Below are 22666 nucleotides of genomic sequence, written 5' to 3' on the forward strand. Positions count from 1 at the left end.
TCATAATTAACCTGACTCATTGTGATTTACAGAGTTCCACCCCACTTAAGCGGTATAGGCTGGCCCCATCACTTGCGTACTGGATAACCCGATGCTCTCTGCCCGTCACCGCCGCGCGATCCGCCTGACCAGCCGTTTTCTTGCACCTTATCGCTGGCCGGCCTTCGGCGCCTTGCTCGCCCTGATCATCACAGCCGGCATCACCTTGTCGATGGGGCAGGGCATTCGTTTGCTGGTGGATCAGGGCTTCATGACCCAGTCGGCGCATCTGCTCAACCAGACGATTGGCTTGTTCATGGTGCTGGTGGTCGGGCTTGCGATTGGCACCTTTGCGCGCTTCTATCTGGTGTCGTGGATTGGTGAGCGCGTGGTCGCGGACATCCGCAAGCAAGTGTTCAACCACCTGGTTTATCTGCATCCCGGTTTCTATGAAGACAATCGCAGCTCCGAGATCCAGTCACGGCTGACCGCCGACACCACGTTGCTGCAATCGGTGATCGGCTCTTCGTTGTCGCTGTTTCTGCGTAATTTGCTGATGGTGATTGGTGGGATCGTCCTGCTGTTTATCACCAACCCCAAACTCACCAGCATCGTGGTCGTGGCGTTGCCGCTGGTGATCGCGCCGATCCTGATTTTCGGCCGTCGGGTACGCAGCCTGTCGCGCCTGAGTCAGGATCGGATCGCCGACATTGGCAGTTACGTCTCCGAAACCCTCGGCCAGATCAAAACCGTGCAGGCCTACAACCACCAGATCCAGGACGAGCAGCGCTTTGCCGTGACAGTGGAAGAGGCCTTCAACACCGCGCGCAAACGCATATTTCAACGGGCCTGGCTGATCACACTGGTGATCGTGCTGGTGCTGGGCGCCGTTGGCGTGATGTTGTGGGTCGGTGGCATGGACGTGATCGCCGGGCGGATCTCGGCAGGTGAACTGGCGGCCTTCGTCTTCTACAGCCTGATCGTCGGCAGTGCCTTCGGCACGTTGAGCGAAGTGATCGGCGAATTGCAGCGCGCGGCGGGCGCAGCCGAGCGGATTGCCGAATTGCTGCGCTCGGAAAACATTATCCAGCCGCCCACCACAGGCCTGGTGACATTGCCTGATCGGGTGAAGGGCAATCTGGTACTGCAGGACGTGCGCTTTTCCTACCCGTCACGTCCAGAAAGTTACGCCGTCGATGGCTTGAGTCTGACTATAAATGCGGGCGAAACCCTCGCCCTGGTCGGTCCGTCCGGAGCCGGCAAGTCCACCGTGTATGACCTGTTGCTGCGTTTTTACGATCCTGCCTCGGGCCAGATCCTGCTCGATGACGTGCCGCTGACCCAGCTCGATCCGCTCGACCTGCGCCGCTGCTTCGCCCTGGTCTCGCAAAATCCGGCGCTGTTCTTCGGCAGCATTGAAGAAAACATCCGCTACGGCAACCCGTCGGCGACCCTGGCCCAGGTTCAAGAAGCGGCAAAAATCGCCTACGCACACGACTTCATCGAGCAAATGCCCAACGGCTACCAGACCCACCTGGGTGACGGCGGCCTCGGGTTGTCCGGCGGCCAGCGCCAACGCCTGGCTATTGCACGGGCGCTGCTGGTGGACGCGCCGATCCTGTTGCTCGATGAAGCCACCAGCGCCCTCGATGCGCAGAGCGAACACCTGATCCAGCAAGCCCTGCCAAGTCTGATGAAAAACCGCACCACCCTGGTCATCGCCCACCGCTTGGCCACGGTGAAAAACGCCGACCGGATTGCGGTGATGGACCAGGGGAAACTGGTGGCGGTAGGGACGCATCAGGAGTTGATTGCGAGTAATGCGTTGTATGCACGGTTGGCGGCGTTGCAGTTTAGTGATGGGAAGGCTGAACTCGGACTTGAACTGTAGGAACTGTAGGAACTGTAGGAACTGTAGGAGCTGTCGAGTGAAACGAGGCTGCGATCTTTTGATCTTGTCTTAACAAAAATGCCCGCATCAATCGATGCGGGCATTTTTATTTCCAGTTCAAATCACTATCACTGATCGTCAAAGTACCGCTCATGCCAATCCACCAGCGGCTGTGGCGAGTTGAGTTTCTGGCCGTAGATCACCGAGTACGACAGCACGTTCTGTACATACTGGCGGGTTTCGTCGAACGGGATGCTTTCCACCCAGACGTCAAAGCTCAGGTGGTCGGCGCCGCGCAGCCACTGACGCACACGGCCGGGGCCGGCGTTGTAGGCTGCGGAGGCGAGGACGCGGTTGCCGTTGAACTGGCTGTGGACCTGGCTCAGGTACGCGGCGCCGAGCTGGATGTTCTTGTCCGGGTCGAGCACTTGCTGCGGTGAGGCCAGCGGGATGCTGAACTTGCGCGCGGTTTCCTTGGCGGTGCCGGGCATCAGTTGCATCAGGCCGCTGGCGCCGACGCCGGAGCGGGCGTCGGCCATGAAGGCGCTTTCCTGACGGGTGATGGCGAACACCCAGCTCGAGTGCAAGCCACGGACCTTGGCTTCACGCACCAGGGTTTCGCGGTGGGCCATCGGGAAGCGGATGTCCAGATCGTCCCAGTACTGCGCCTGACTGATGGTGCGGATCGCCGGGAAATACCATTTCAGGTCGTAGGCCAGTTTCGCCTGGGCGACCATTTCGTCACGGCTGAAGTGACGGCTGACGTGGTACCACTCGCGGCGACCGTCGACGATCTGTCCGCGGGCGTGGAACTCAAGGGCGCGACGAATGCCTGGCGTGTTGCGCACCTTGTTGATCAGCGCCTGGCTCAGGACCAGTGGTTTGTTGTTGAGCGAGTAGGGCGATTGTGAACGGTCAGCGGCAAGGAAACCGTAGAAGTCGCGCTCACGGGCCAGATTCTTGTACAGGTTTTGTGCTTCCGGGTTCTGCGGCTGCGCCAGTTCCAGGCTGCGGGCCTGCCAGTAGCGCCAGCGGTTGGTGGTCGCAAGGTCCTGTGGCAAGCGACGCGTCAACTGATAGGCATCGTCCCAACGGGCCAGACGCAACAGCAGGCGCATACGCCATTCGGACACGGTGTTGTCGCGCAGTTCCGGGTCATACCTGGTCATCATTTCCAGCGCGCGAGGATCGAAGCGTTTGGCGAGGGTCAGCCCGATTTCGCGGGCGATCGCCACTTTTTCGTCGCGGGAAAAGTGCATGCTGCTGGCATAGCCGTCGAGCAGGCTCATGGCCTTGTCGGGATCCTGGCGTGCCAGACGGCGCAGACCGAGGCTGACCACGTCGGACATCGGTTCGTCGGCCGGGGTGAAGCGCGATGGCTGGTTCAACAGTTCAGGCTTTTGCGCCACATCCACCAGCAAACGACCGCGAGGGGCGAGGGTGGACAGGCCGTTGACCAGGCTGTTGGCCAGCGGATAGTTGCGCGCCTGGGCCGCGAGCTTGACGCGCTCCCAGCGTTTTTGTTCGGTCAGTTGACCTTCGGCGGCCCATTGCCCGAACAGCGCATCGCAGGCAGCGGGTTGGGATTTGCCGGTCAGCCACAGTTTATTGGCGTTGGCATAGCCTTCGGTTTTCTGGTTATGACCGATCTGGTACTGCGCGTTCAGGCAGTCCAGTTCGGTGAAATTGAGCTTGGGGTCGTAGTACTTGACGAAGGTCGCCCAGTCGCCGCGCTCCGCCAGCCAGCGCAACCAGCGCAACTTCATCCAGTTGGCCTGGGGCAGGTCACCGTGTTCGGCGAGGAATTTTTCGATCTCGGCATTACTGGCGGATTTCAGCCGCGCGGTCAGCTCGTCGTAGGCCAGGTACGGCTCCAGTGGATAATCGCTGAGGGCCTGGCTGTAACGGAAATAAGGGCCGGTATCGCCCTTGGCCAAGGCGCGCTTGGCCTCATCGTAATATTGGCGCTGGGTGGACAAGTCCACCGCCTGGGCGGTTTGAACGGCAGCGGCAGAAAGAAGCAAACAAGATAAAAGACTGAAGAGGCGACTGCGCATGAGACGTCCGGGCATAGAAATCACGACAAGTGCAGGCATAACCTGCACTGAATTATCTGTAGCTTAGCCTTTTGCCAGCAACGGGCGAAAGCTTTGCCGGCCTCTCGGCATAAGTTCGCAACAATTGTCATGCAGAGTGCTTCGACATTGAAATTGCCGGCCTTCTGAAGCCTCAAGTCAGGTAGAATGCGCGCCCGGTTTTTGGAGAAGCTCATGACCCTGCTCAAATTCAGCGATGTGTCCCTTGCTTTCGGCGCTATGCCGTTGTTGGACAAGGTGTCCTGGCAGATCGCCCGTGGTGAGCGGGTGTGCATCATCGGCCGCAACGGCACTGGCAAGTCCAGCATGATGAAGCTCGTCAAGGGCGACCAGAAGCCCGATGAGGGCTCCGTTTGGCGTGCGCCCGGCCTCAAGATTGGCGAATTGCCGCAAGAATTGCCGGTAGCCGACGAGCGGACCGTGTTCGACGTGGTTGCCGAAGGCCTGGACGGCGTCGGCGAACTGCTCGCGCAGTATCACCACCTGAGCCAGAACATCGTCACCGATGCCGACCTGGACAAACTGATGCACGTCCAGCACGACCTCGAAGCCCGCGACGGCTGGCGTTTGCAGCAACTGGTGGACAGCACCTTGAGCCGTCTGCAGTTGCCGGCCGACAAGACCCTCGCCGAGCTGTCCGGTGGTTGGCGTCGTCGCGTCCTGCTGGCCCAGGCCCTGGTTTCTGAACCGGACCTGCTGCTGCTCGACGAACCGACCAACCACTTGGACATCGGTGCAATCGCCTGGCTCGAAGAAGCGCTGAAGGATTTCCAGGGTGCCGTGCTGTTCATCACGCACGACCGTTCATTCCTGCAGAACCTCGCGACCCGCATTCTGGAACTGGATCGCGGTGGCTTGATTGACTGGAACGGCGACTACGCCAGCTTCCTGGTGCACAAGGAAGCCTCCCTGGCGGCTGAAGAAACCGCCAATGCGTTGTTCGATAAAAAGCTGGCTCAGGAAGAAGTCTGGATCCGCCAGGGCATCAAGGCCCGTCGCACCCGTAACGAAGGCCGCGTTCGCGCATTGAAGGCTTTGCGCGTTGAGCGTAGTGAGCGTCGTGAGCGCACCGGCAAGGCCAACATTCAGCTGGACACCGCTGACAAGTCCGGCAAACAGGTGATGGTCCTCGAGAACGTGAGCTTTGCTCACCCGGGCGGCCCGTTCCTGATCAAGGATTTCTCGATGGTCCTGACGCGCGGCGACCGTATCGGTCTGCTGGGCGCCAACGGTACCGGCAAGACCACACTGCTGAAGCTGATGCTCAGCGGTCTGCAGCCAACCAGTGGCACAGTGGAAGAGGGGACGCGCATCGACGTGGCCTACTTCGACCAGTTGCGCCATCAGTTGGACCTGGAAAAGACCGTAATTGACAACGTTGCAGAAGGTCGCGACTTCATCGATATCGATGGTCAGAGCCGTCACGTGCTGAGCTACCTCGGCGACTTCCTGTTCAGCCCGCAGCGTGCCCGCACGCCGGTGAAGGCGCTGTCCGGTGGTGAGCGTGCCCGTCTGCTGCTGGCGAAACTGTTCAGCAAGCCGGCGAACCTGCTGGTCCTCGATGAACCGACCAACGACCTCGACGTCGAAACCCTCGAGTTGCTGGAAGAGGTCTTGCTGACCTTCAACGGCACCGTGCTGATGGTCAGCCACGACCGGGCATTCCTCGACAACGTGGTCACCAGCACCCTGGTCTTCGAAGGTGAAGGCAAGGTTCGTGAATACGTCGGTGGTTACCAGGACTGGCTGCGTCAGGGCGGTTCGCCGCGCCTGCTGGGCGTGACCGAGAGCAAATCCGGCAAGGCCGACCTGACCTCGGCGGTCGTGACGGCGGAAGCGGCACCGATTGCGGCAGCCGTTGAAGCGCCAGTGGCGAAGAAAAAGCTCAGCTACAAGTTGCAACGTGAGCTGGAAATGTTGCCAGCTCAGATCGAAGCCATGGAACAGCAGATCGCTGCCGTCGAGGCCCAAATGGCCGATGCGGGTTTCTATCAGCGTCCTGCGGCAGAGACCGCTGCGGTGATCGCTCAGCTTGAGCAGTTGCAGGCTGAGCTCGACGTGATGGTCGAGCGTTGGGCCGAGCTGGATGCCTGATTGATCCTGTAATAAAAAAGCCCGGCGTTCAGTGATGAGCGCCGGGCTTTTCGTATGGAATGCGATCTGTTCGTTGCTATAGATCTCATGTGGGAGCGGGCTTGCTCGCGAAGAGGAGCTTACATTCAACAATGATGTCGACTGAATGTCCGCCTTCGCGAGCAAGCCCGCTCCCACATGGTTGTGTGTTGTCAGCTTTTGATCAGGCGCACCGCCAGCACATCACACGGCGCACCGTGCAGCACGTCATTGGCCGTCGAACCCAGCAGCAATGCCAGGCCATGTCGGCCGTGGCTGCCCACCACGATCAGGTCGCAGGTCTGTTCCTTGGCCAGGTGGTGAATTTCCTGGCGGGGCTGGCCGTAGGTCAGGTGGCTGTATTCTTTGGAGAGTTCCGGATACTTGACGATCAGTCGGTCCAGGCGTTCCTTGGCCTGGTCGAACTGCTGCTGTTGCAGTTGTGACAGGTCCATGGGTACGTCACCACCAAAGGCCATGGCCATCGGTTCGACGATGTGGACCAGCGACAATTTCGCGCCATTGCTCACTGAGAGCTCGCGAGCACGGTGGATTACAGGGTCGCACTCTTCGGTTAGATCTACAGCGACCAGAATGTGGTTGTAGGGCATGAGGTGCTCCTCCTGAGGATTGCAATATTGGTAAGTATGGCTGGTTTCAAGCGCAATGGTTCCAAAGTGACTCAAAGCGCCCATCAAGAATCGGGAGTACAGATATGACGGTCTGGATAGTGGTGTCAATCCTGCTGGTGGTCCTGAGTCCGCTGGCATGGTTGCGACCGTCCCGTGGACAGAGCGGGCGCATGGCCCTGCGCATGGAGGCGCGGCGTATCGGCCTGGCCATGCAACTTGCGCCCCAGGAGTGGCCGCACTGGCTGAGCCAGGAGCCGCCAAGCCCTTGCGCCCAGTACCATCGGCCGCGTCGTGGCAATCAGCCGGCGTGCTGGAGTTACTGGCAAAAGTCGCCGGGCGTGTGGGTGAACCAGTGGCAGGAGGTCTGCGAAGATCGAGCGCTACTCAATCATTTCGAAAAATTGCCAGCCAATGTCTACAAGGTCGAGGCGGATAAACAGATGATCACCCTGTATTGGGGCGAGAAGGGCGAGGCGACGGTTTTGCAGGACATCGATGCGGTGCTGAAAGCGCTGGCATGATTCGCAGACATTTCGCGCTGCAATGGCGCGAAACCTCCGACAGACAGGCAATAAAAAGCCCGACATCATCATCGGGCTGGGGTTGGCCAGGCAGGCCGGTAATTCTTTGTGCCGCCGATCTTACGCTTGGCGTTCGCCAAAAGTGTTCAAATTTTTTCTCAATGTTCCGCCAGCGTAGCTTGTTAAACAAAGGCTGCAGCGAATTAGGGCGACTTTTCTAACTATTGATTCTATGAATGGCTTCACATGCAGGTGCGTGTTGAAGATCTTCGCAGTACGGAAGTGACCGCAAAGTCGCGTTTCAACCAGTATTTTGGGCGATTGACAATTGCCGGAAATTCCGTGAAGGTGGCGTACCCAAATCAAACGGGCGTATGAATTGAGCGTTTGTATTTCAGACCGCTCCTACAGAATCCCGACTATCGCGTTGGCGGGTGTGCCGGGTGGATTGGCGTTAGCATCGACGATAAACGTCCTGCCGAGCCAGTCGCCTGCGTCCGACGTGTACTGTTCAGCTTCCATATCGTGGAGATCAGTTGATGATTTACGAAGGTAAAGCCATCACGGTTAAGGCTCTTGAAAGTGGCATCGTCGAATTGAAATTCGACCTCAAGGGTGAGTCCGTCAACAAGTTCAACCGTCTAACCCTGAACGAACTGCGTCAGGCCGTAGACACCATCAAGGCAGATGCTTCGATCAAGGGTGTGATCGTCAGCAGTGGCAAGGACGTCTTCATCGTCGGCGCCGACATCACCGAATTTGTCGAGAACTTCAAGCTGCCTGATGCAGAGCTTGTAGCTGGCAACCTCGAAGCCAACAAGATTTTCAGCGATTTCGAAGACCTCAACGTCCCGACTGTCGCCGCGATCAACGGCATCGCGCTGGGTGGCGGTCTGGAAATGTGCCTGGCGGCGGACTTCCGCGTCATGTCCACCAAGGCCAAGATCGGTCTGCCGGAAGTCAAACTGGGCATCTACCCGGGCTTCGGCGGTACCGTGCGTCTGCCGCGCCTGATCGGTGCCGACAACGCCATCGAGTGGATTGCCGCCGGCAAGGAAAACCGTCCTGAAGACGCGCTGAAAGTCGGCGCCGTCGATGCAGTGGTTGCCCCTGAGAAATTGCAGGAAGCGGCCCTGGAGCTGATCAAGCGCGCCATCTCCGGTGAGTTTGACTACAAGGCCAAGCGTCAGCCGAAGCTGGAAAAGCTGAAACTGAACGCCATCGAGCAAATGATGGCCTTCGAAACCGCCAAAGGTTTCGTGGCAGGTCAAGCCGGCCCGAACTACCCGGCACCGGTCGAAGCGATCAAGACCATCCAGAAAGCAGCGAACTTCGGTCGTGACAAGGCGCTGGAAATCGAAGCCGCCGGTTTCGTCAAACTGGCCAAGACCTCTGCCGCGCAGAGCTTGATCGGTCTGTTCCTGAACGATCAGGAACTGAAGAAAAAGGCCAAGGCCTACGACGAAATCGCCAAGGACGTGAAGCAGGCCGCTGTATTGGGCGCTGGCATCATGGGTGGCGGTATCGCTTATCAGTCGGCCTCCAAAGGTACGCCGATCCTGATGAAGGACATCAATGAGCACGGTATCGAGCAAGGCCTGGCTGAAGCCGCCAAGCTGCTGGTCGGCCGCGTTGATAAAGGTCGCATGACCCCGGCGAAAATGGCCGAAGTGCTTAACGGCATTCGTCCGACCCTGTCCTATGGTGATTTCGGTCACGTGGATCTGGTTGTCGAAGCAGTCGTCGAGAACCCGAAGGTCAAGCAGAAGGTTCTGGCGGAAGTCGAAGACAAGGTCAAAGAGGACACCATCCTCGCGTCCAACACCTCGACCATTTCCATCACCTTGCTGGCCAAGGCCCTCAAGCGTCCGGAAAACTTCGTCGGCATGCACTTCTTCAACCCGGTGCACATGATGCCGCTGGTTGAAGTGATTCGTGGCGAGAAGTCCAGCGAGCTGGCTGTTGCCACCACCGTTGCCTACGCCAAGAAAATGGGCAAGAACCCGATCGTCGTCAATGACTGCCCGGGCTTCCTGGTCAACCGCGTCCTGTTCCCGTACTTCGGCGGTTTCGCCAAACTGGTCAGCGCCGGTGTGGACTTCGTCCGTATCGACAAGGTCATGGAAAAATTCGGCTGGCCAATGGGCCCGGCATACCTGATGGACGTGGTCGGCATCGACACCGGCCACCACGGCCGCGACGTGATGGCTGAAGGCTTCCCGGACCGCATGAAAGACGATCGCCGTTCGGCTATCGACGTGCTCTACGAAGCCAAGCGCCTGGGCCAGAAGAATGGCAAGGGTTTCTACGCCTATGAGACCGACAAGAAAGGCAAGCAGAAGAAAGTCGCCGATCCGTCGGTGCTGGAAGTGCTCAAGCCGATCGTTTACGAGCAGCGCGAAGTCACTGACGAAGACATCATCAACTGGATGATGATCCCGCTGTGCCTGGAAACCGTGCGTTGCCTGGAAGACGGCATTGTCGAAACCGCCGCCGAAGCCGACATGGGTCTGGTCTACGGTATTGGTTTCCCTCCATTCCGTGGCGGTGCGCTGCGCTACATCGATTCGATCGGTGTTGCCGAGTTCGTTGCCCTGGCTGACCAGTACGCTGATTTGGGCGCGCTGTACCACCCGACCGCAAAACTGCGTGAAATGGCCAAAACCGGCCAACGGTTCTTCGGTTAAGCGTCCCAACACTTGAGCGAGAGTGAAATTTTATGAGCTTGAATCCAAGAGACGTCGTGATTGTCGACTTCGGTCGTACTCCGATGGGCCGCTCCAAGGGCGGCATGCACCGCAACACCCGCGCCGAAGACATGTCGGCGCACCTGATCAGCAAATTGCTGGAGCGCAACGTCAAGGTCGACCCGAATGAAGTCGAAGACGTCATCTGGGGCTGCGTAAACCAGACCCTGGAGCAGGGCTGGAACATCGCCCGCATGGCGTCCCTGATGACGCAGATCCCGCACACTGCCGCCGGCCAGACCGTCAGCCGACTGTGTGGTTCGTCGATGAGCGCTCTGCACACTGCCGCACAAGCGATCATGACCGGCAACGGTGACGTGTTCGTCGTCGGCGGCGTCGAGCACATGGGCCACGTGAGCATGATGCACGGTGTCGATCCGAACCCGCACATGTCGCTGTACGCGGCAAAAGCCTCGGGCATGATGGGCCTGACCGCTGAAATGCTGGGCAAAATGCACGGCATCACTCGCGAACAGCAGGACGCTTTCGGCGTGCGCTCCCACCAGCTCGCCCACAAGGCGACCCTGGAAGGCAAGTTCAAAGACGAAATCATCCCGATGCAGGGCTACGACGAGAACGGTTTCCTGAAACTGTTCGACTACGACGAAACCATTCGTCCGGAAACCACCCTGGAAAGCCTGGCGGCTTTGAAGCCAGCGTTTAACCCGAAGGGCGGCACCGTGACGGCTGGTACTTCGTCGCAGATCACCGATGGTGCTTCGTGCATGATCGTGATGTCGGCACAGCGTGCTCAGGACCTGGGCATCCAGCCGCTGGCGGTTATCCGTTCGATGGCAGTGGCAGGTGTGGATCCGGCAATCATGGGCTATGGTCCAGTACCGGCCACTCAAAAAGCACTGAAGCGTGCGGGCCTTGGCATTAACGATATCGACTTCTTCGAGCTCAACGAAGCTTTCGCTGCACAGGCCCTGCCAGTGCTGAAAGATCTGAAAGTGCTCGACAAGATGAACGAGAAGGTTAACCTGCACGGCGGCGCGATCGCCCTGGGTCACCCGTTCGGTTGCTCCGGTGCGCGTATCTCCGGCACCCTGCTGAACGTGATGAAGCAGAATGGCGGCACCTTCGGGGTAGCCACCATGTGCATTGGTCTCGGCCAAGGCATCTCCACCGTCTTCGAACGCGTTTAAGCGTTTCGTTGATGGAAGCCGGGGCCAAGTGCCCCGGTTTTTGTTTTTCTGAATTTATTTTTTGTTTTTATTTTTAAAAGATTTGAGTGAGGGCCAAACCATGCCGATACAACCTGGGCTCTACCAGCATTACAAAGGTCCGCAGTACCGCGTATTCAGCATCGCGCGGCATTCGGAAACCGAAGAAGAAGTGGTCTTCTACCAAGCCCTGTATGGCGATTACGGCTTTTGGGTGCGTCCCTTGAGCATGTTCCTGGAGTCGGTCGAGGTTGACGGCGAACAGGTGCCACGCTTTGCTTTGGTGCAAGCCGAACCGAGCCTTTTTTCGACGCCATAAGCTGAGTGCGCGCAGGACCCTGCGCTTGACCTCACCTTGTAGCCACTATATATAGCGGTGCCGCGTCAGGCGCCAACCGCCTTTCACTTCTAGAATTCAGGAATTTTCTGATCCATGGGCAAATCGCTGGTCATTGTGGAATCCCCGGCTAAGGCCAAGACCATCAACAAGTATCTGGGTAACCAATACGTGGTGAAGTCGAGTATCGGCCATATCCGAGACCTGCCCACCAGCGGTTCGGCTAGCGCCAGCAAAGAGCCAGCCGCCAAGCGCGGCAAGGCCGCCGCGGGTGAAGGTCCGGTGCTCACGCCGAAAGAGAAGGCGCGCAAGCAGCTGGTCTCGCGCATGGGTGTCGATCCCGATCATGGCTGGAAAGCCAAGTACGAGATCCTCCCGGGCAAGGAAAAGGTCATCGAAGAGCTGCGCCGGCTCGCCAAAGATGCTGACACCATCTATCTCGCAACCGACTTGGATCGCGAGGGGGAAGCCATTGCCTGGCACCTGCGCGAAGCCATCGGTGGAGATGACAGCCGCTACAAGCGCGTGGTGTTCAACGAAATCACCAAGAAAGCGATCCAGGAAGCCTTCTCCAAACCGGGCGAGCTGGACATTGACCGTGTCAACGCCCAACAGGCGCGTCGTTTCCTCGACCGCGTGGTGGGTTACATGGTTTCGCCGCTGCTTTGGGCCAAGGTCGCCCGTGGCCTGTCCGCCGGTCGTGTGCAGTCGGTTGCGGTAAAACTGGTCGTTGAGCGTGAGCGTGAAATTCGCGCGTTCAACCCGGAAGAATACTGGGAAGTCCACGCTGATCTCGGTACCACCAAGGGCGCAACCGTGCGCTTTGACGTGGCTCGGGAAAAAGGCGAGGCCTTCAAGCCGCTCAACGAAGCCCAGGCCATGGCCGCGCTGGAGAAGCTCAAGGCTTCCAGCTACAGCATCGTCAAGCGCGAAGACAAACCGACCAGCAGCAAGCCGTCGGCACCGTTCATCACCTCCACCCTGCAACAGGCCGCGAGTAACCGCCTGGGCTTCGGTGTGAAGAAAACCATGATGATGGCCCAGCGTTTGTACGAAGCCGGCTACATCACGTATATGCGTACCGACTCCACCAACCTCTCGGCCGATGCCGTGACGATGGCGCGCACTTATATTGAAGGCGAGTTCGGCAAGAAGTACCTGCCGGAAAACCCGAACGTCTACAGCAGCAAGGAAGGCGCACAAGAGGCTCACGAAGCAATTCGTCCGTCTGACGCCAACACCGAGCCAAGCAAGCTGTCGGGCATGGAGCGTGATGCAGAGCGGCTCTACGAGCTGATCTGGCGCCAGTTCCTCGCTTGCCAGATGCTGCCGGCCCAATACCTGTCGACCACGGTCACCGTCGGTGCCGGCGATTTCGAGCTGCGCGCCAAGGGCCGCATCCTGAAATTCGACGGCTACACCCGCGTCATGCCACAAATCGCCAAGCCTGGTGATGACGACGTGCTGCCGGACATGGCCCAGGGCGACGCGATGAAGCTGATCAAGCTTGATCCGACCCAGCACTTCACCAAGCCACCGGCGCGTTATTCGGAAGCGAGCCTGGTAAAAGAAATGGAAAAACGTGGCATCGGTCGTCCTTCGACCTACGCGGCGATCATTTCGACCATCCAGGACCGCGGCTACGTCGCGCTGCACAACCGTCGTTTCTACTCGGAAAAGATGGGCGACATCGTCACCGAACGTCTGGCCGAGAGCTTCTCCAATCTCATGGACTACGGCTTCACCGCCGGCATGGAAGAGAACCTCGATGACGTGGCCCAGGGCGAACGCGACTGGAAAAACGTGCTCGACGAGTTCTACGGCGACTTCAAGAAAAAACTCGAAGTAGCCGAAAGTGCCGAAGGTGGCATGCGCGCCAACCAACCGGTCATGACTGACATTCCGTGCGTGTTGTGCGGCCGTCCGATGCAGATTCGTACCGCATCGACTGGCGTGTTCCTCGGTTGCTCGGGTTACAGTCTGCCGCCGAAAGAACGCTGCAAGGCCACCGTCAACCTGGTGCCGGGCGATGAAATCGCTGCGGACGACGAGGGTGAATCGGAATCCCTGGTGCTGCGTGGCAAGCACCGCTGCCCGATCTGCAGCACGGCAATGGACGCTTACCTGCTGGATGAGAAGCGCAAGCTGCACATCTGCGGTAACAACCCGGATTGCTCAGGCTACGAAATCGAAGAGGGCACCTATCGCATCAAAGGCTACGAAGGTCCGAGCCTGGAATGCGACAAGTGTGGCAGCGAGATGCAGCTCAAGACCGGCCGTTTCGGCAAGTTCTTCGGTTGCACCAACGCGACGTGCAAGAACACCCGCAAACTGCTGAAAAGCGGTGACGCGGCGCCGCCGAAGATGGACCCGGTGAAGATGCCTGAGCTGAAATGCGAAAAGGTCAACGACACCTACATCCTGCGCGACGGTGCTTCCGGTCTGTTCCTGGCGGCCAGCCAGTTTCCGAAAAACCGCGAGACGCGTGCTCCGCTGGTCATGGAAATTGTGCCGCACAAGGATGAGATCGATCCGAAGTACCACTTCCTCTGTGAAGCGCCGAAAAAAGATCCGGACGGCCTGCCTGCTGTGATCCGTTACAGCCGCAAGACCAAAGAGCAGTACGTGCAGACAGAAGTCGACGGCAAGCCGACCGGCTGGAAGGCGTACTACGACGGCGGCAAATGGACGGTTGAAGACAAGCGTCCGGCAGCCAAAGCGTAAAAACAGGCTGTACACAAAAGGCCGCATGACAACCCACGGGTTTTCATGCGGCCTTTTTGTTTTGTGCTTGCGGTCAGCTCGGCTGATCCACGACACTGTCTGATCTGCGTGAAGCAATTTTTTCGTTGTGGAGGCTGCCGTCATGGCCCACGAACTTTATACCCGTACTAATCAAAAGATTTATTTCGCCGGCCTGTCGCTCGAAGCGCTTGCCAGAGCCGAAGAGGGGCGGACGATGAATTCCCTGGCGCTGATTCAGGCCGGGCGTGAGTCGGCGTTGTTTCACTTGTACGGCGCGTTGCTGGGGCTGTGCCATGAAATTGCCGGTTTCTATCGCTTGCCGCAGGCCAATGCGCCTCGGGTGGAGATGCTGCTGACTCGGGAAGTGCTGGAAGCCATCGCCATTCCCGAGATGGCTGAGATGGTCGAGCTGGCCCAGAATCCGGAAACCTGGCTGGCCAAGCTGCTGGCGGCTCACGCGGCGATGTTCCAGCCGCCTCGTGCTCCACACAAGCCCAAGGGTGACGTCACTCAGCCGCTCATCCTGGCCGTTAACCTGGATGAAGAAGAGGCGCCAGAGGAGTTGAGTCGCGAAGAGCTGGAGAGCTGGCGCCAGAACCTGAAAGGGTTGGCGATCCGTTTTCGCGAAGGCTTGAACGAGTGCTGATCGACTGAGTGCCGGCGGTGCGATTAAAAGCGCTGCTGGTCAAGTTACCGAGCGAAGCCTGGCCGATGCCTATATAATCCCCGCCTTTCGTGGAGAACAGACCTTTATGCCAACGTCCTTTCTAGAAATTGTCGAGTTACCAGACGGCCGAATCGAGCTGCGCAGGGCTGAGGACGAGGGTTCTCTGGTCACTTTGGATTTCTCCGAGGATGCCAAGGCTTTCCTGCAGGGCCAGCACGTCGAAGTCGCCAAGGCGATGTTGAGCGTCGGTGTTCAGATGGCAGGGCGTCTGGTTGAAGGCGAATTCAATACGGATGAGAGTTCGCGGGTTCTCCACTGATCCCATTCGTCGCTTTCTGCTGATACGGCTTCGGACCGGCTTCTCTAATCCTTTGAGAAGCCCCGCGCAATTGATTGCGCGCTTTGTTTACAGGTTAACCCAATCGAATATTCAGGCTCTGCGCATCCCCGGTACGGGCCGCGCTGATCAACTGTTGCCGTGAATTTGTGCTCAAGGGGTTGAGCCAGCTGACAACGGTGTGGCTGCGGCCCAGGCGCAAGGCTTCGCAGGTCAGCTGCTGGGCGCTCTGAGTGCCGCGAGGTTGCAGCAGCAGGATGCGTTCGCGGTTGAGACCGGCGTCCCGCAGCCACGCCTGGGTCAGGCTGGCGGGCGGGGCGATCAGTGTCAGCCATCGCGCGTCCTGATCCTGGCTCAGTTCCCGAAGGATCGGCGCCAAAAGGTTCAGGCAGTTCCCGGCCGCACCACGCAGTGAAAGCTCGCTGAAAACTTCGGGTTCGGCGCTCCAGGGCGTCTCGACCACGTCTTTCAGGATTGGCGCCAACGGTTGCACCATGAATGCCTCGAACAACGGCAGTTGGGCTTGCTGTGATGTGTGTGGGAACTGCATAAAGCCTCCTTTAGCGGCGAATGACGCCGACACTCAAGCCTTCGATCACCAGTTCCTGATCTTTCAGGTTGACTTCGATTGGGGCAAATTCAGGGTTTTCGGCAATCAACCAGACCTTGCTGCCGTCGCGCTTGAAGCGCTTGACGGTCACTTCGTCACCGATCCGTGCCACGACGATCTGGCCATTGCGGGCTTCCCGGGTGGTGTGGACGGCCAACAGGTCGCCGTCAAAAATACCGACGTCCTTCATGCTCATGCCATGAACGCGCAGCAGATAATCAGCGCGCGGATGGAAGAAGGCAGGGTTGATGTTGCAGGACTCTTCGATGTGCTGCTGGGCCAGAATCGGCGCACCGGCAGCGACTCGGCCAATGATCGGCAGGGTAGAATCATCGGCCTTGGCTTCGAAGCCCGGAATGCGAATGCCTCGGGAAGCGCCCGGGGTCATCTCGATCGCACCTTTGCGGGCAAGCGCCTTGAGGTGTTCTTCCGCCGCGTTGGGCGATTTGAAACCCAGTTCCTGAGCGATTTCCGCACGGGTTGGCGGGTAGCCGTTGTCTTCTAGGCAGCGTTTGATGAAGGCCAGAATCTCTGCTTGGCGTGGCGTCAGCTTTAGCATATTGATCGCTCTGTCTTTTTATACAGTGACTGGGATTATATACAGTGAAACGGTCTTGGCAATGCCCCTTTTTTGGCCGGCCGCTGGACGGTCAATCAGCCTGCTGATTAAAGCCTCGCCGTTGTATGGTTAAATAGCTGACCGACCATTCCCAAAACGAACCGGCAGGCTTGACAATGCACAGGCTGAAACGTATGTTTCAAACAAGTGTTTGTCAGGCGGAGTAGCCATGGCCCAGTCGGAAACCGTTGAACGCATTCTCGATGCTGCCGAGCAGTTGTTCGCGGAAAAAGGTTTCGCCGAAACCTCGTTGCGTCTGATCACCAGCAAGGCTGGTGTCAATCTGGCGGCGGTCAACTATCATTTCGGTTCGAAGAAGGCGCTGATCCAGGCGGTCTTCTCGCGCTTTCTCGGGCCGTTTTGCCTGAGTCTTGATAAAGAGCTGGAGCGGCGTCAGTCCAAGCCTGACAACAAGCCGACACTCGAAGAGTTGCTCGAGATCCTCGTTGAGCAAGCCCTCGTCGTGCAGCCTCGCAGCGGCAACGACCTGTCTATCTTCATGCGCTTGCTGGGACTGGCGTTCAGTCAGAGCCAGGGTCACCTGCGTCGTTATCTGGAAGACATGTACGGCAAGGTGTTCCGCCGCTACATGATGCTGGTAAACGAAGCTGCGCCGCGCATTCCACCGATCGAGCTGTTCTGGCGCGTGCACTTCATGCTCGGCGCCGCGGCGTTCAGCATGTCGGGGATCAAGGCGTTGCGAGCGATTGCCGAGACCGATTTCGGCGTCAACACATCCATTGAGCAAGTGATGCGCCTGATGGTGCCGTTCCTGGCTGCAGGCATGCGCGCCGAAACCGGCGTCACCGATGCGGCCATGGCCACTGCGCAACTGCGTCCGCGCAGCAAGTCGACCCCGGCTGCCGCCAAGGTTTAACCGAGCACGGGTGGGCGCGGCGGCTGACATCCGCTAAGCTAGCCGCCCATGCCGACTCTCGTTCTGAACCCGCTCCCCATTGATATCGCCGACCTGCCGGGCACAGCCCAAGGCGGCGAACGCGTGCGAGCCGGGTTTTTCGTTCTCAAGGAATCTCTATGACTGCTGGCCTGCAAGGCTCGTTGATGGTGGACGTCGCCGGTACCTGGCTGACGGCCGAAGATCGCCAATTGTTGCGTCAGCCCGAAGTGGGCGGCCTGATCATTTTCGCCCGCAACATCGAAAGCCCGCGCCAGGTGCGCGAGCTCAGCGCTGCAATCCGCGCCATTCGTCCCGACCTGCTGCTGGCGGTGGATCAGGAAGGTGGTCGCGTTCAGCGTCTGCGCCAAGGCTTCGTCCGGCTGCCGGCCATGCGCGCCATTGCCGACAACCCGAACGCCGAGTATCTGGCCGAGCAGTGCGGCTGGATCATGGCCACCGAAGTGCTGGCCGTTGGGCTCGACCTGAGCTTCGCCCCGGTGCTGGACCTGGATTACCAGCGCAGCGCCGTCGTCGGCACTCGCTCGTTCGAGGGTGATCCGGAGCGCGCAGCCTTGCTCGCGGGTGCCTTCATCCGCGGCATGAACAGTGCCGGCATGGCCGCCACCGGCAAGCATTTCCCCGGTCACGGCTGGGCCGAGGCGGATTCCCACGTCGCGATCCCGAACGACGAGCGCAGCCTCGACGAAATTCGCGCCAAAGACCTGGTGCCGTTCGCCAAGTTGAGCAAGCAATTGGCCGCCATCATGCCGGCCCACGTTATTTATCCACAAGTCGATTCCCAGCCCGCAGGCTTCTCACGCCGCTGGTTGCAGGACATCCTGCGCGGCGAGCTGCAATTCGATGGCGTGATCTTCAGCGACGACCTGTCCATGGCCGGTGCCCACGTGGTTGGCGATGCCGCCAGCCGTATCGAAGCCGCGCTGACTGCCGGTTGCGACATGGGCCTGGTGTGCAATGACCGCGCTGCGGCGGAGCTGGCGTTGAGTGCCGCCCAGCGCTTGAAAGTCACGCCGTCCGAGCGCATCGCGCGGATGCGTGGCCAGTCGTACGCCAACACTGAATACCGTCAGAACCCGCGCTGGCTGACTGCCATCGGCGCGCTCAAAGAAGCTCAACTTATTGAATAAGGACTTTTCGTTATGACGGTTTACGCGATTATCGGTGGCACCGGCCTGACTCAACTCGAAGGCCTGAACATTCGTCAGTCACTGGCGGTGGATACGCCCTATGGCGCGCCTTCGGCCGACGTGCAGATCGGTGAATACGCCGGCAAGGAAGTGTTGTTCCTCGCGCGTCACGGTCACCCGCACCGTTTTCCGCCGCATCAAGTGAACTACCGCGCCAACCTCTGGGCGCTGAAACAGGCCGGCGCCGAAGCGATACTCGCGGTCAACGCCGTGGGCGGGATTCATGCCTCCATGGGTACCGGGCATTTCTGCGTGCCGCATCAACTGATCGACTACACCAGCGGTCGCGAACACACCTATTTCGCCGATAACCTGGAACACGTCACCCACATTGACTTCAGCTATCCCTACAGCGAGACGTTGCGTCAGCAATTGATTGCGGCGCTGGCGGCTGAAGGCGTCGATTACAGCAGCCAAGGCGTCTACGCCTGCACCCAGGGCCCACGTCTGGAAACCGTCGCTGAAATCGCGAAGCTGGAGCGTGACGGTTGCGACATCGTCGGCATGACAGGCATGCCGGAAGCGGCGTTGGCCCGTGAGCTGGAACTGGAGTATGCGTGTCTGGCACTGGTGGTGAATCCGGCGGCGGGCAAGTCCGCGGCGGTGATCACCATGGCCGAGATCGAGCAGGCGTTGCATGACGGGATGGGCAAGGTTAAGTCGACGTTGGCGCGGGTGTTAAAAGGCTAGGTTGTACGCCACCATCATTAATTCATTACCAAAAGCATTGAGTGTATGTCGACAATCATCGAGCAACTTCAACAGCTGCCGTGGGCGGAGGCATTCAGTCATCGCGCTCTGGATAAGGCGCGCAGATACGCCCCTGAGCATCGGGTAGAAATCCTTGAACTTGATGATGTGTTGGTTCGGGCGACCTGCAGGGGCTCTCAAGGTAACGTCTACGAACAGCACATCGAACTGGTCGAAGATGCCAATGGTGATTTTGAGCTGGACTGCACCTGTTCATGCCCCGTAGTGAATGATTGCAAACATTGCGCAACCGTTATCTATCACCTGCAAGAGCTTCCTGTCGCGGTGGCTGACAGTGCGGCTTCCGCTCACCTGAATCGTGAGCTGGAGCGCTGGCTTGATGGTATTCCATCTGCAAGCAACTCCCTCGATGAACCGTCGCAGGTAACAAGTACGCGCCTGTTTTACAAACTCAGGGCAACGCCTACCGCCGGAAAATGGACACTGGAGATTTTCAAGGCGCGTCAGCTCAAGGACGGCCGTTTGCAAGACATCAAGTCGATGTACTCGATGTCGGACACGCTGATACGCCAACCCGGTTACCTGACCGGGCTCGACCTGCGAATCGCCAGGTTGTTAGTCGCCATTCACTCCCACCACGCCTATTACTCTGGCTACCCCTTGGAAGGCAGTAGCGGCGCCGAGCTCATCGAAATGCTGTTGCGAACCTCGCGCCTTTTCCTTGATCTCGAACAGCCACAACCCCTGACGCCCGGGATGAGAAGAACGGGTCAGTTTGCCTGGGCTGAACAAGTCAATGGCAGTTTTCGCCCGCAATGGGGCAGTGACGCAGCCCCAGTGGAAACGATCCTGGCCCTGGAGCCCTTGTACTATCTGGATCGCGAGCGGCTACAAGTAGGGCCGCTGTTCAGCGAGATGGATGAAAAACTGGCTTGTCACCTGTCGTTGGTCCCGGATATTCCGGCGCGTCAGGCAATGCAGTTCAGTCATCGGATGAGGGCAGCGACGCAAGTTGCACCGCCGCCGCATGCCCTGACGGAGCGGGTCATTGACGGCGTTTTTCCTCAGGCTCACCTGACACTCGCCAGCGGCAAGCGTTATGTCCGCTGGCAGCATGAACCAGAGCATCGCGCTGCATTGGCGTTCACCTACAACGGCCATCCGACGTCGGACAGAAACCCGGAAGTATTGATCCTTTCCGGGACTGAAACCCAGCGTATACAGCGCAATCCCTCCGCCGAGAAAGCCCTGCGTCAGGCCCTGCAAAAACACGGTTTTAAGAAGGCCACGCGCAAAAGTAGCCTGGATCGTCCCGGCGAAATGTTCACCTTGGCGGATGACGCAGCCTGGGTTACTTTTGCGCAGGACGGGGTCCCGGCGCTGAGGGAGAAAAACTGGCTGATCGATATCAGCGATAACTTCCACTTCAACTTGCAGCCTGTGGAAGAGTGGTATGCGCAAGTCGAGGAAGAATCGGGGCACCAGTGGTTCGATTTGCAACTGGGTATCGTGGTCAACGGCGAACGCCACAGCCTGTTACCAATCTTGCTGCATTTGCTGCGCAGCCAGCCGCAACTGCTGGATCCCGCAATCCTGGCGCAACGTAACGATGACGAACTGTTGCTGATTGGACTGGGTGATGGGCGTTTCGATGCCAAACCCCATGGCAAAGTCGCACTGCCCTATGGTCGGGTCAAACCGCTGATGGCCACCTTGGGCGAGTTGTACCTGGGGGCGCATCAAGGTGATTCATTGCGTTTGAGTTTGCCGGATGCCGCGCGCCTCAACGCACTGGAAGGCATTCCGCTGATTTGGCAGGGCGGCGAGCGGCTGCGCAGTTTTGCAAAACGATTGCGTGAGTCGACCCATGCTCACGTCTCGGCGCCCGAGGGGTTGAAGGCAACATTGCGACCGTATCAGCTGGAAGGGCTGAACTGGATGCAAACCCTTCGCGAACTGGAAGTTGGCGGCATCCTCGGTGACGACATGGGCTTGGGGAAAACCCTGCAAACCCTGGCTCATCTGCTGACGGAGAAGCAGGCCGGGCGGCTTGATCGTCCGGCACTTGCCGTGATGCCCACCAGCCTGATCCCCAACTGGCTCGACGAGTCACTGCGCTTTACGCCGCAGCTGAAGGTACTGGCGTTACATGGCCCCGCACGGCAAAAAGACTTTGCCGGCCTTGCCGAATACGACTTGGTGTTGACCACCTACGCGCTGCTGCCGCGGGATCTGCAGATTTTGCAGCCTCAGTTATGGAGTGTGCTGATTCTCGATGAGGCACAGAACATCAAGAACCCGGTCAGCAAAGCGGCTCAGGCCGCCCGAGCCTTGCAGGCCCGCCAGCGTTTGTGTCTGTCCGGCACGCCGCTGGAAAACCACCTCGGCGAGTTGTGGTCGCAATTTCACTTTTTGCTGCCCGGCTGGCTTGGCGACAGCAAAACCTTCAACCGCGACTACCGCACGCCGATCGAGAAGCACGGTAATAGCGAACGGATGCAACACCTGACCGCCCGGATAAAGCCCTTTCTGCTGCGTCGCAAGAAAGATCAGGTGGCGACAGAATTACCGCCGAAAACCGAGATTGTGCATTGGGTTGATCTCAGCGATGGACAGCGGGACGTGTACGAAACCGTGCGCGTGGCGATGGACAAGAAGGTGCGTGACGAAATTGCCCGCAGTGGTGTCGGGCGCAGCCAAATCATCATCCTCGATGCATTGCTCAAGCTGCGTCAGGTGTGCTGCGATCTGCGGTTGATCAAAACGCCGCTCACCGCCAAGGCCCTTCGGTCTGGTAGTGGGAAACTGGTCAGCTTGATGGAGATGCTGGAAGAGTTGCTCAGCGAAGGCCGAAAGGTTTTGCTGTTTTCACAGTTCACTTCGATGCTCGCCTTGATTGAGGAGGAGTTGCAGCAACGTGGTCTGGGCTACTCGTTGTTGACGGGTGAGACAACGGATCGGCGCACACCGGTCAAGGATTTTCAGAGCGGTAAAGTGCCGCTGTTTCTGATCAGTTTGAAGGCCGGCGGCACAGGTCTGAACCTGACTGCTGCGGATACGGTCATCCATTTCGATCCCTGGTGGAATCCGGCGGTGGAAAACCAGGCGACTGACCGGGCCTACAGGATTGGGCAAAACAAACCGGTGTTCGTCTACAAGCTGATAGCTCGTGGCACCGTAGAAGAAAAAATACAGGCACTGCAGCTGGAGAAGGCGGCATTGGCTGGGGCGGTGCTTGAAGGCGGGACGACTGGCGGGTGGAAGCTTGAGCAGAGTGATATCGAGGCGCTGTTTGCACCGCTGCCAAATCTCAAGTCCTGATTTCCGATCTTAAATGAAACCGAGTTGACGCTATCGCGGGCAAGCCACGCTCCCACAGAATGATCGCTG

17 protein-coding genes are annotated in these 22666 nt (G+C 58.9%); 13 read left to right on the plus strand and 4 right to left on the minus strand.

Features of this window, described 5'->3' with window-relative positions; translation table 11 throughout:
- The first annotated feature begins 91 nt into the window (after nucleotides 1-91).
- The gene (locus ACA060_RS09530; protein WP_497316825.1) at nucleotides 92-1870 is read left to right on the plus strand and encodes an ABC transporter transmembrane domain-containing protein; all 1779 of its coding nucleotides are present in this window, start codon (nucleotides 92-94) and stop codon (nucleotides 1868-1870) included.
- A gap of 128 nt (nucleotides 1871-1998) precedes the next feature.
- Here the strand turns inward: ACA060_RS09530 and ACA060_RS09535 are convergent, their stop codons facing one another.
- The gene (locus tag ACA060_RS09535) at nucleotides 1999-3927 is read right to left on the minus strand and encodes a transglycosylase SLT domain-containing protein (RefSeq protein WP_497316827.1); all 1929 of its coding nucleotides are present in this window, start codon (nucleotides 3925-3927) and stop codon (nucleotides 1999-2001) included.
- Between the two features lie 213 nt (nucleotides 3928-4140).
- On the opposite strand from ACA060_RS09535, the gene ACA060_RS09540 reads away from it, so the two are divergent.
- Nucleotides 4141-6060: an ATP-binding cassette domain-containing protein gene (locus ACA060_RS09540; RefSeq protein WP_497316829.1), complete on the plus strand. Its 1920-nt coding sequence runs from the start codon at nucleotides 4141-4143 to the stop codon at nucleotides 6058-6060.
- A gap of 191 nt (nucleotides 6061-6251) precedes the next feature.
- Here the strand turns inward: ACA060_RS09540 and ACA060_RS09545 are convergent, their stop codons facing one another.
- Nucleotides 6252-6689: a universal stress protein gene (locus ACA060_RS09545; protein WP_008151425.1), complete on the minus strand. Its 438-nt coding sequence runs from the start codon at nucleotides 6687-6689 to the stop codon at nucleotides 6252-6254.
- 104 nt (nucleotides 6690-6793) lie between these two features.
- Here ACA060_RS09545 and ACA060_RS09550 point away from each other — a divergent pair, with 104 nt between their 5' ends.
- The 7 genes from ACA060_RS09550 to ACA060_RS09580 all read left to right on the plus strand — a co-directional run bounded on the left by ACA060_RS09550 (nucleotide 6794) and on the right by ACA060_RS09580 (nucleotide 15212).
- Nucleotides 6794-7231, plus strand: coding sequence for a hypothetical protein (locus tag ACA060_RS09550; protein WP_223511686.1), 438 nt, complete (start codon nucleotides 6794-6796; stop codon nucleotides 7229-7231).
- Between the two features lie 539 nt (nucleotides 7232-7770).
- Nucleotides 7771-9918 carry a fatty acid oxidation complex subunit alpha FadB gene (fadB, locus tag ACA060_RS09555; RefSeq protein WP_497316831.1) on the plus strand — a complete coding sequence of 716 codons (2148 nt, stop codon included), beginning with the start codon at nucleotides 7771-7773 and terminating at the stop codon, nucleotides 9916-9918.
- Between the two features lie 32 nt (nucleotides 9919-9950).
- Nucleotides 9951-11126 (plus strand): acetyl-CoA C-acyltransferase FadA, encoded by a 1176-nt coding sequence (fadA, locus tag ACA060_RS09560; RefSeq protein WP_010456360.1) that lies wholly within the window; start codon nucleotides 9951-9953, stop codon nucleotides 11124-11126.
- A 100-nt stretch (nucleotides 11127-11226) separates the two neighbouring features.
- The gene (locus ACA060_RS09565) at nucleotides 11227-11463 is read left to right on the plus strand and encodes a DUF1653 domain-containing protein (protein WP_285435762.1); all 237 of its coding nucleotides are present in this window, start codon (nucleotides 11227-11229) and stop codon (nucleotides 11461-11463) included.
- 114 nt (nucleotides 11464-11577) lie between these two features.
- The gene (topA, locus tag ACA060_RS09570; RefSeq protein WP_497316833.1) at nucleotides 11578-14205 is read left to right on the plus strand and encodes a type I DNA topoisomerase; all 2628 of its coding nucleotides are present in this window, start codon (nucleotides 11578-11580) and stop codon (nucleotides 14203-14205) included.
- Between the two features lie 142 nt (nucleotides 14206-14347).
- Nucleotides 14348-14872, plus strand: a complete 525-nt coding sequence (locus ACA060_RS09575) for a DUF6586 family protein (RefSeq protein WP_109628978.1) — start codon at nucleotides 14348-14350, stop codon at nucleotides 14870-14872.
- A 106-nt stretch (nucleotides 14873-14978) separates the two neighbouring features.
- Nucleotides 14979-15212: a hypothetical protein gene (locus tag ACA060_RS09580; RefSeq protein ID WP_010456352.1), complete on the plus strand. Its 234-nt coding sequence runs from the start codon at nucleotides 14979-14981 to the stop codon at nucleotides 15210-15212.
- Nucleotides 15213-15306: 94 nt separating this feature from the next.
- On the opposite strand, the gene sulA is transcribed toward ACA060_RS09580, so the two are convergent.
- Complete coding sequence (sulA, locus tag ACA060_RS09585) at nucleotides 15307-15780, minus strand: SOS-induced cell division inhibitor SulA (protein WP_109628980.1); 474 nt, start codon at nucleotides 15778-15780, stop codon at nucleotides 15307-15309.
- A gap of 10 nt (nucleotides 15781-15790) precedes the next feature.
- Complete coding sequence (lexA, locus tag ACA060_RS09590; protein WP_046026989.1) at nucleotides 15791-16399, minus strand: transcriptional repressor LexA; 609 nt, start codon at nucleotides 16397-16399, stop codon at nucleotides 15791-15793.
- Nucleotides 16400-16628: 229 nt separating this feature from the next.
- On the opposite strand from lexA, the gene ACA060_RS09595 reads away from it, so the two are divergent.
- The 4 genes from ACA060_RS09595 (at nucleotide 16629) to ACA060_RS09610 (ending at nucleotide 22597) form a co-directional block, all read left to right on the plus strand.
- Nucleotides 16629-17336 carry a TetR/AcrR family transcriptional regulator gene (locus ACA060_RS09595; RefSeq protein WP_109628982.1) on the plus strand — a complete coding sequence of 236 codons (708 nt, stop codon included), beginning with the start codon at nucleotides 16629-16631 and terminating at the stop codon, nucleotides 17334-17336.
- A 170-nt stretch (nucleotides 17337-17506) separates the two neighbouring features.
- On the plus strand, nucleotides 17507-18505 hold the full coding sequence (gene nagZ / locus ACA060_RS09600) for a beta-N-acetylhexosaminidase (protein ID WP_178082344.1): 999 nt from the start codon (nucleotides 17507-17509) through the stop codon (nucleotides 18503-18505).
- A 12-nt stretch (nucleotides 18506-18517) separates the two neighbouring features.
- Entirely contained in the window at nucleotides 18518-19255 is a 738-nt protein-coding gene (locus ACA060_RS09605; protein ID WP_497316836.1) for an S-methyl-5'-thioinosine phosphorylase, read from the plus strand.
- A gap of 45 nt (nucleotides 19256-19300) precedes the next feature.
- The gene (locus ACA060_RS09610) at nucleotides 19301-22597 is read left to right on the plus strand and encodes a DEAD/DEAH box helicase (protein WP_497316838.1); all 3297 of its coding nucleotides are present in this window, start codon (nucleotides 19301-19303) and stop codon (nucleotides 22595-22597) included.
- Nucleotides 22598-22666 lie beyond the last annotated feature (69 nt).

The organism is Pseudomonas sp. LBUM1671, assembly GCF_059695685.1.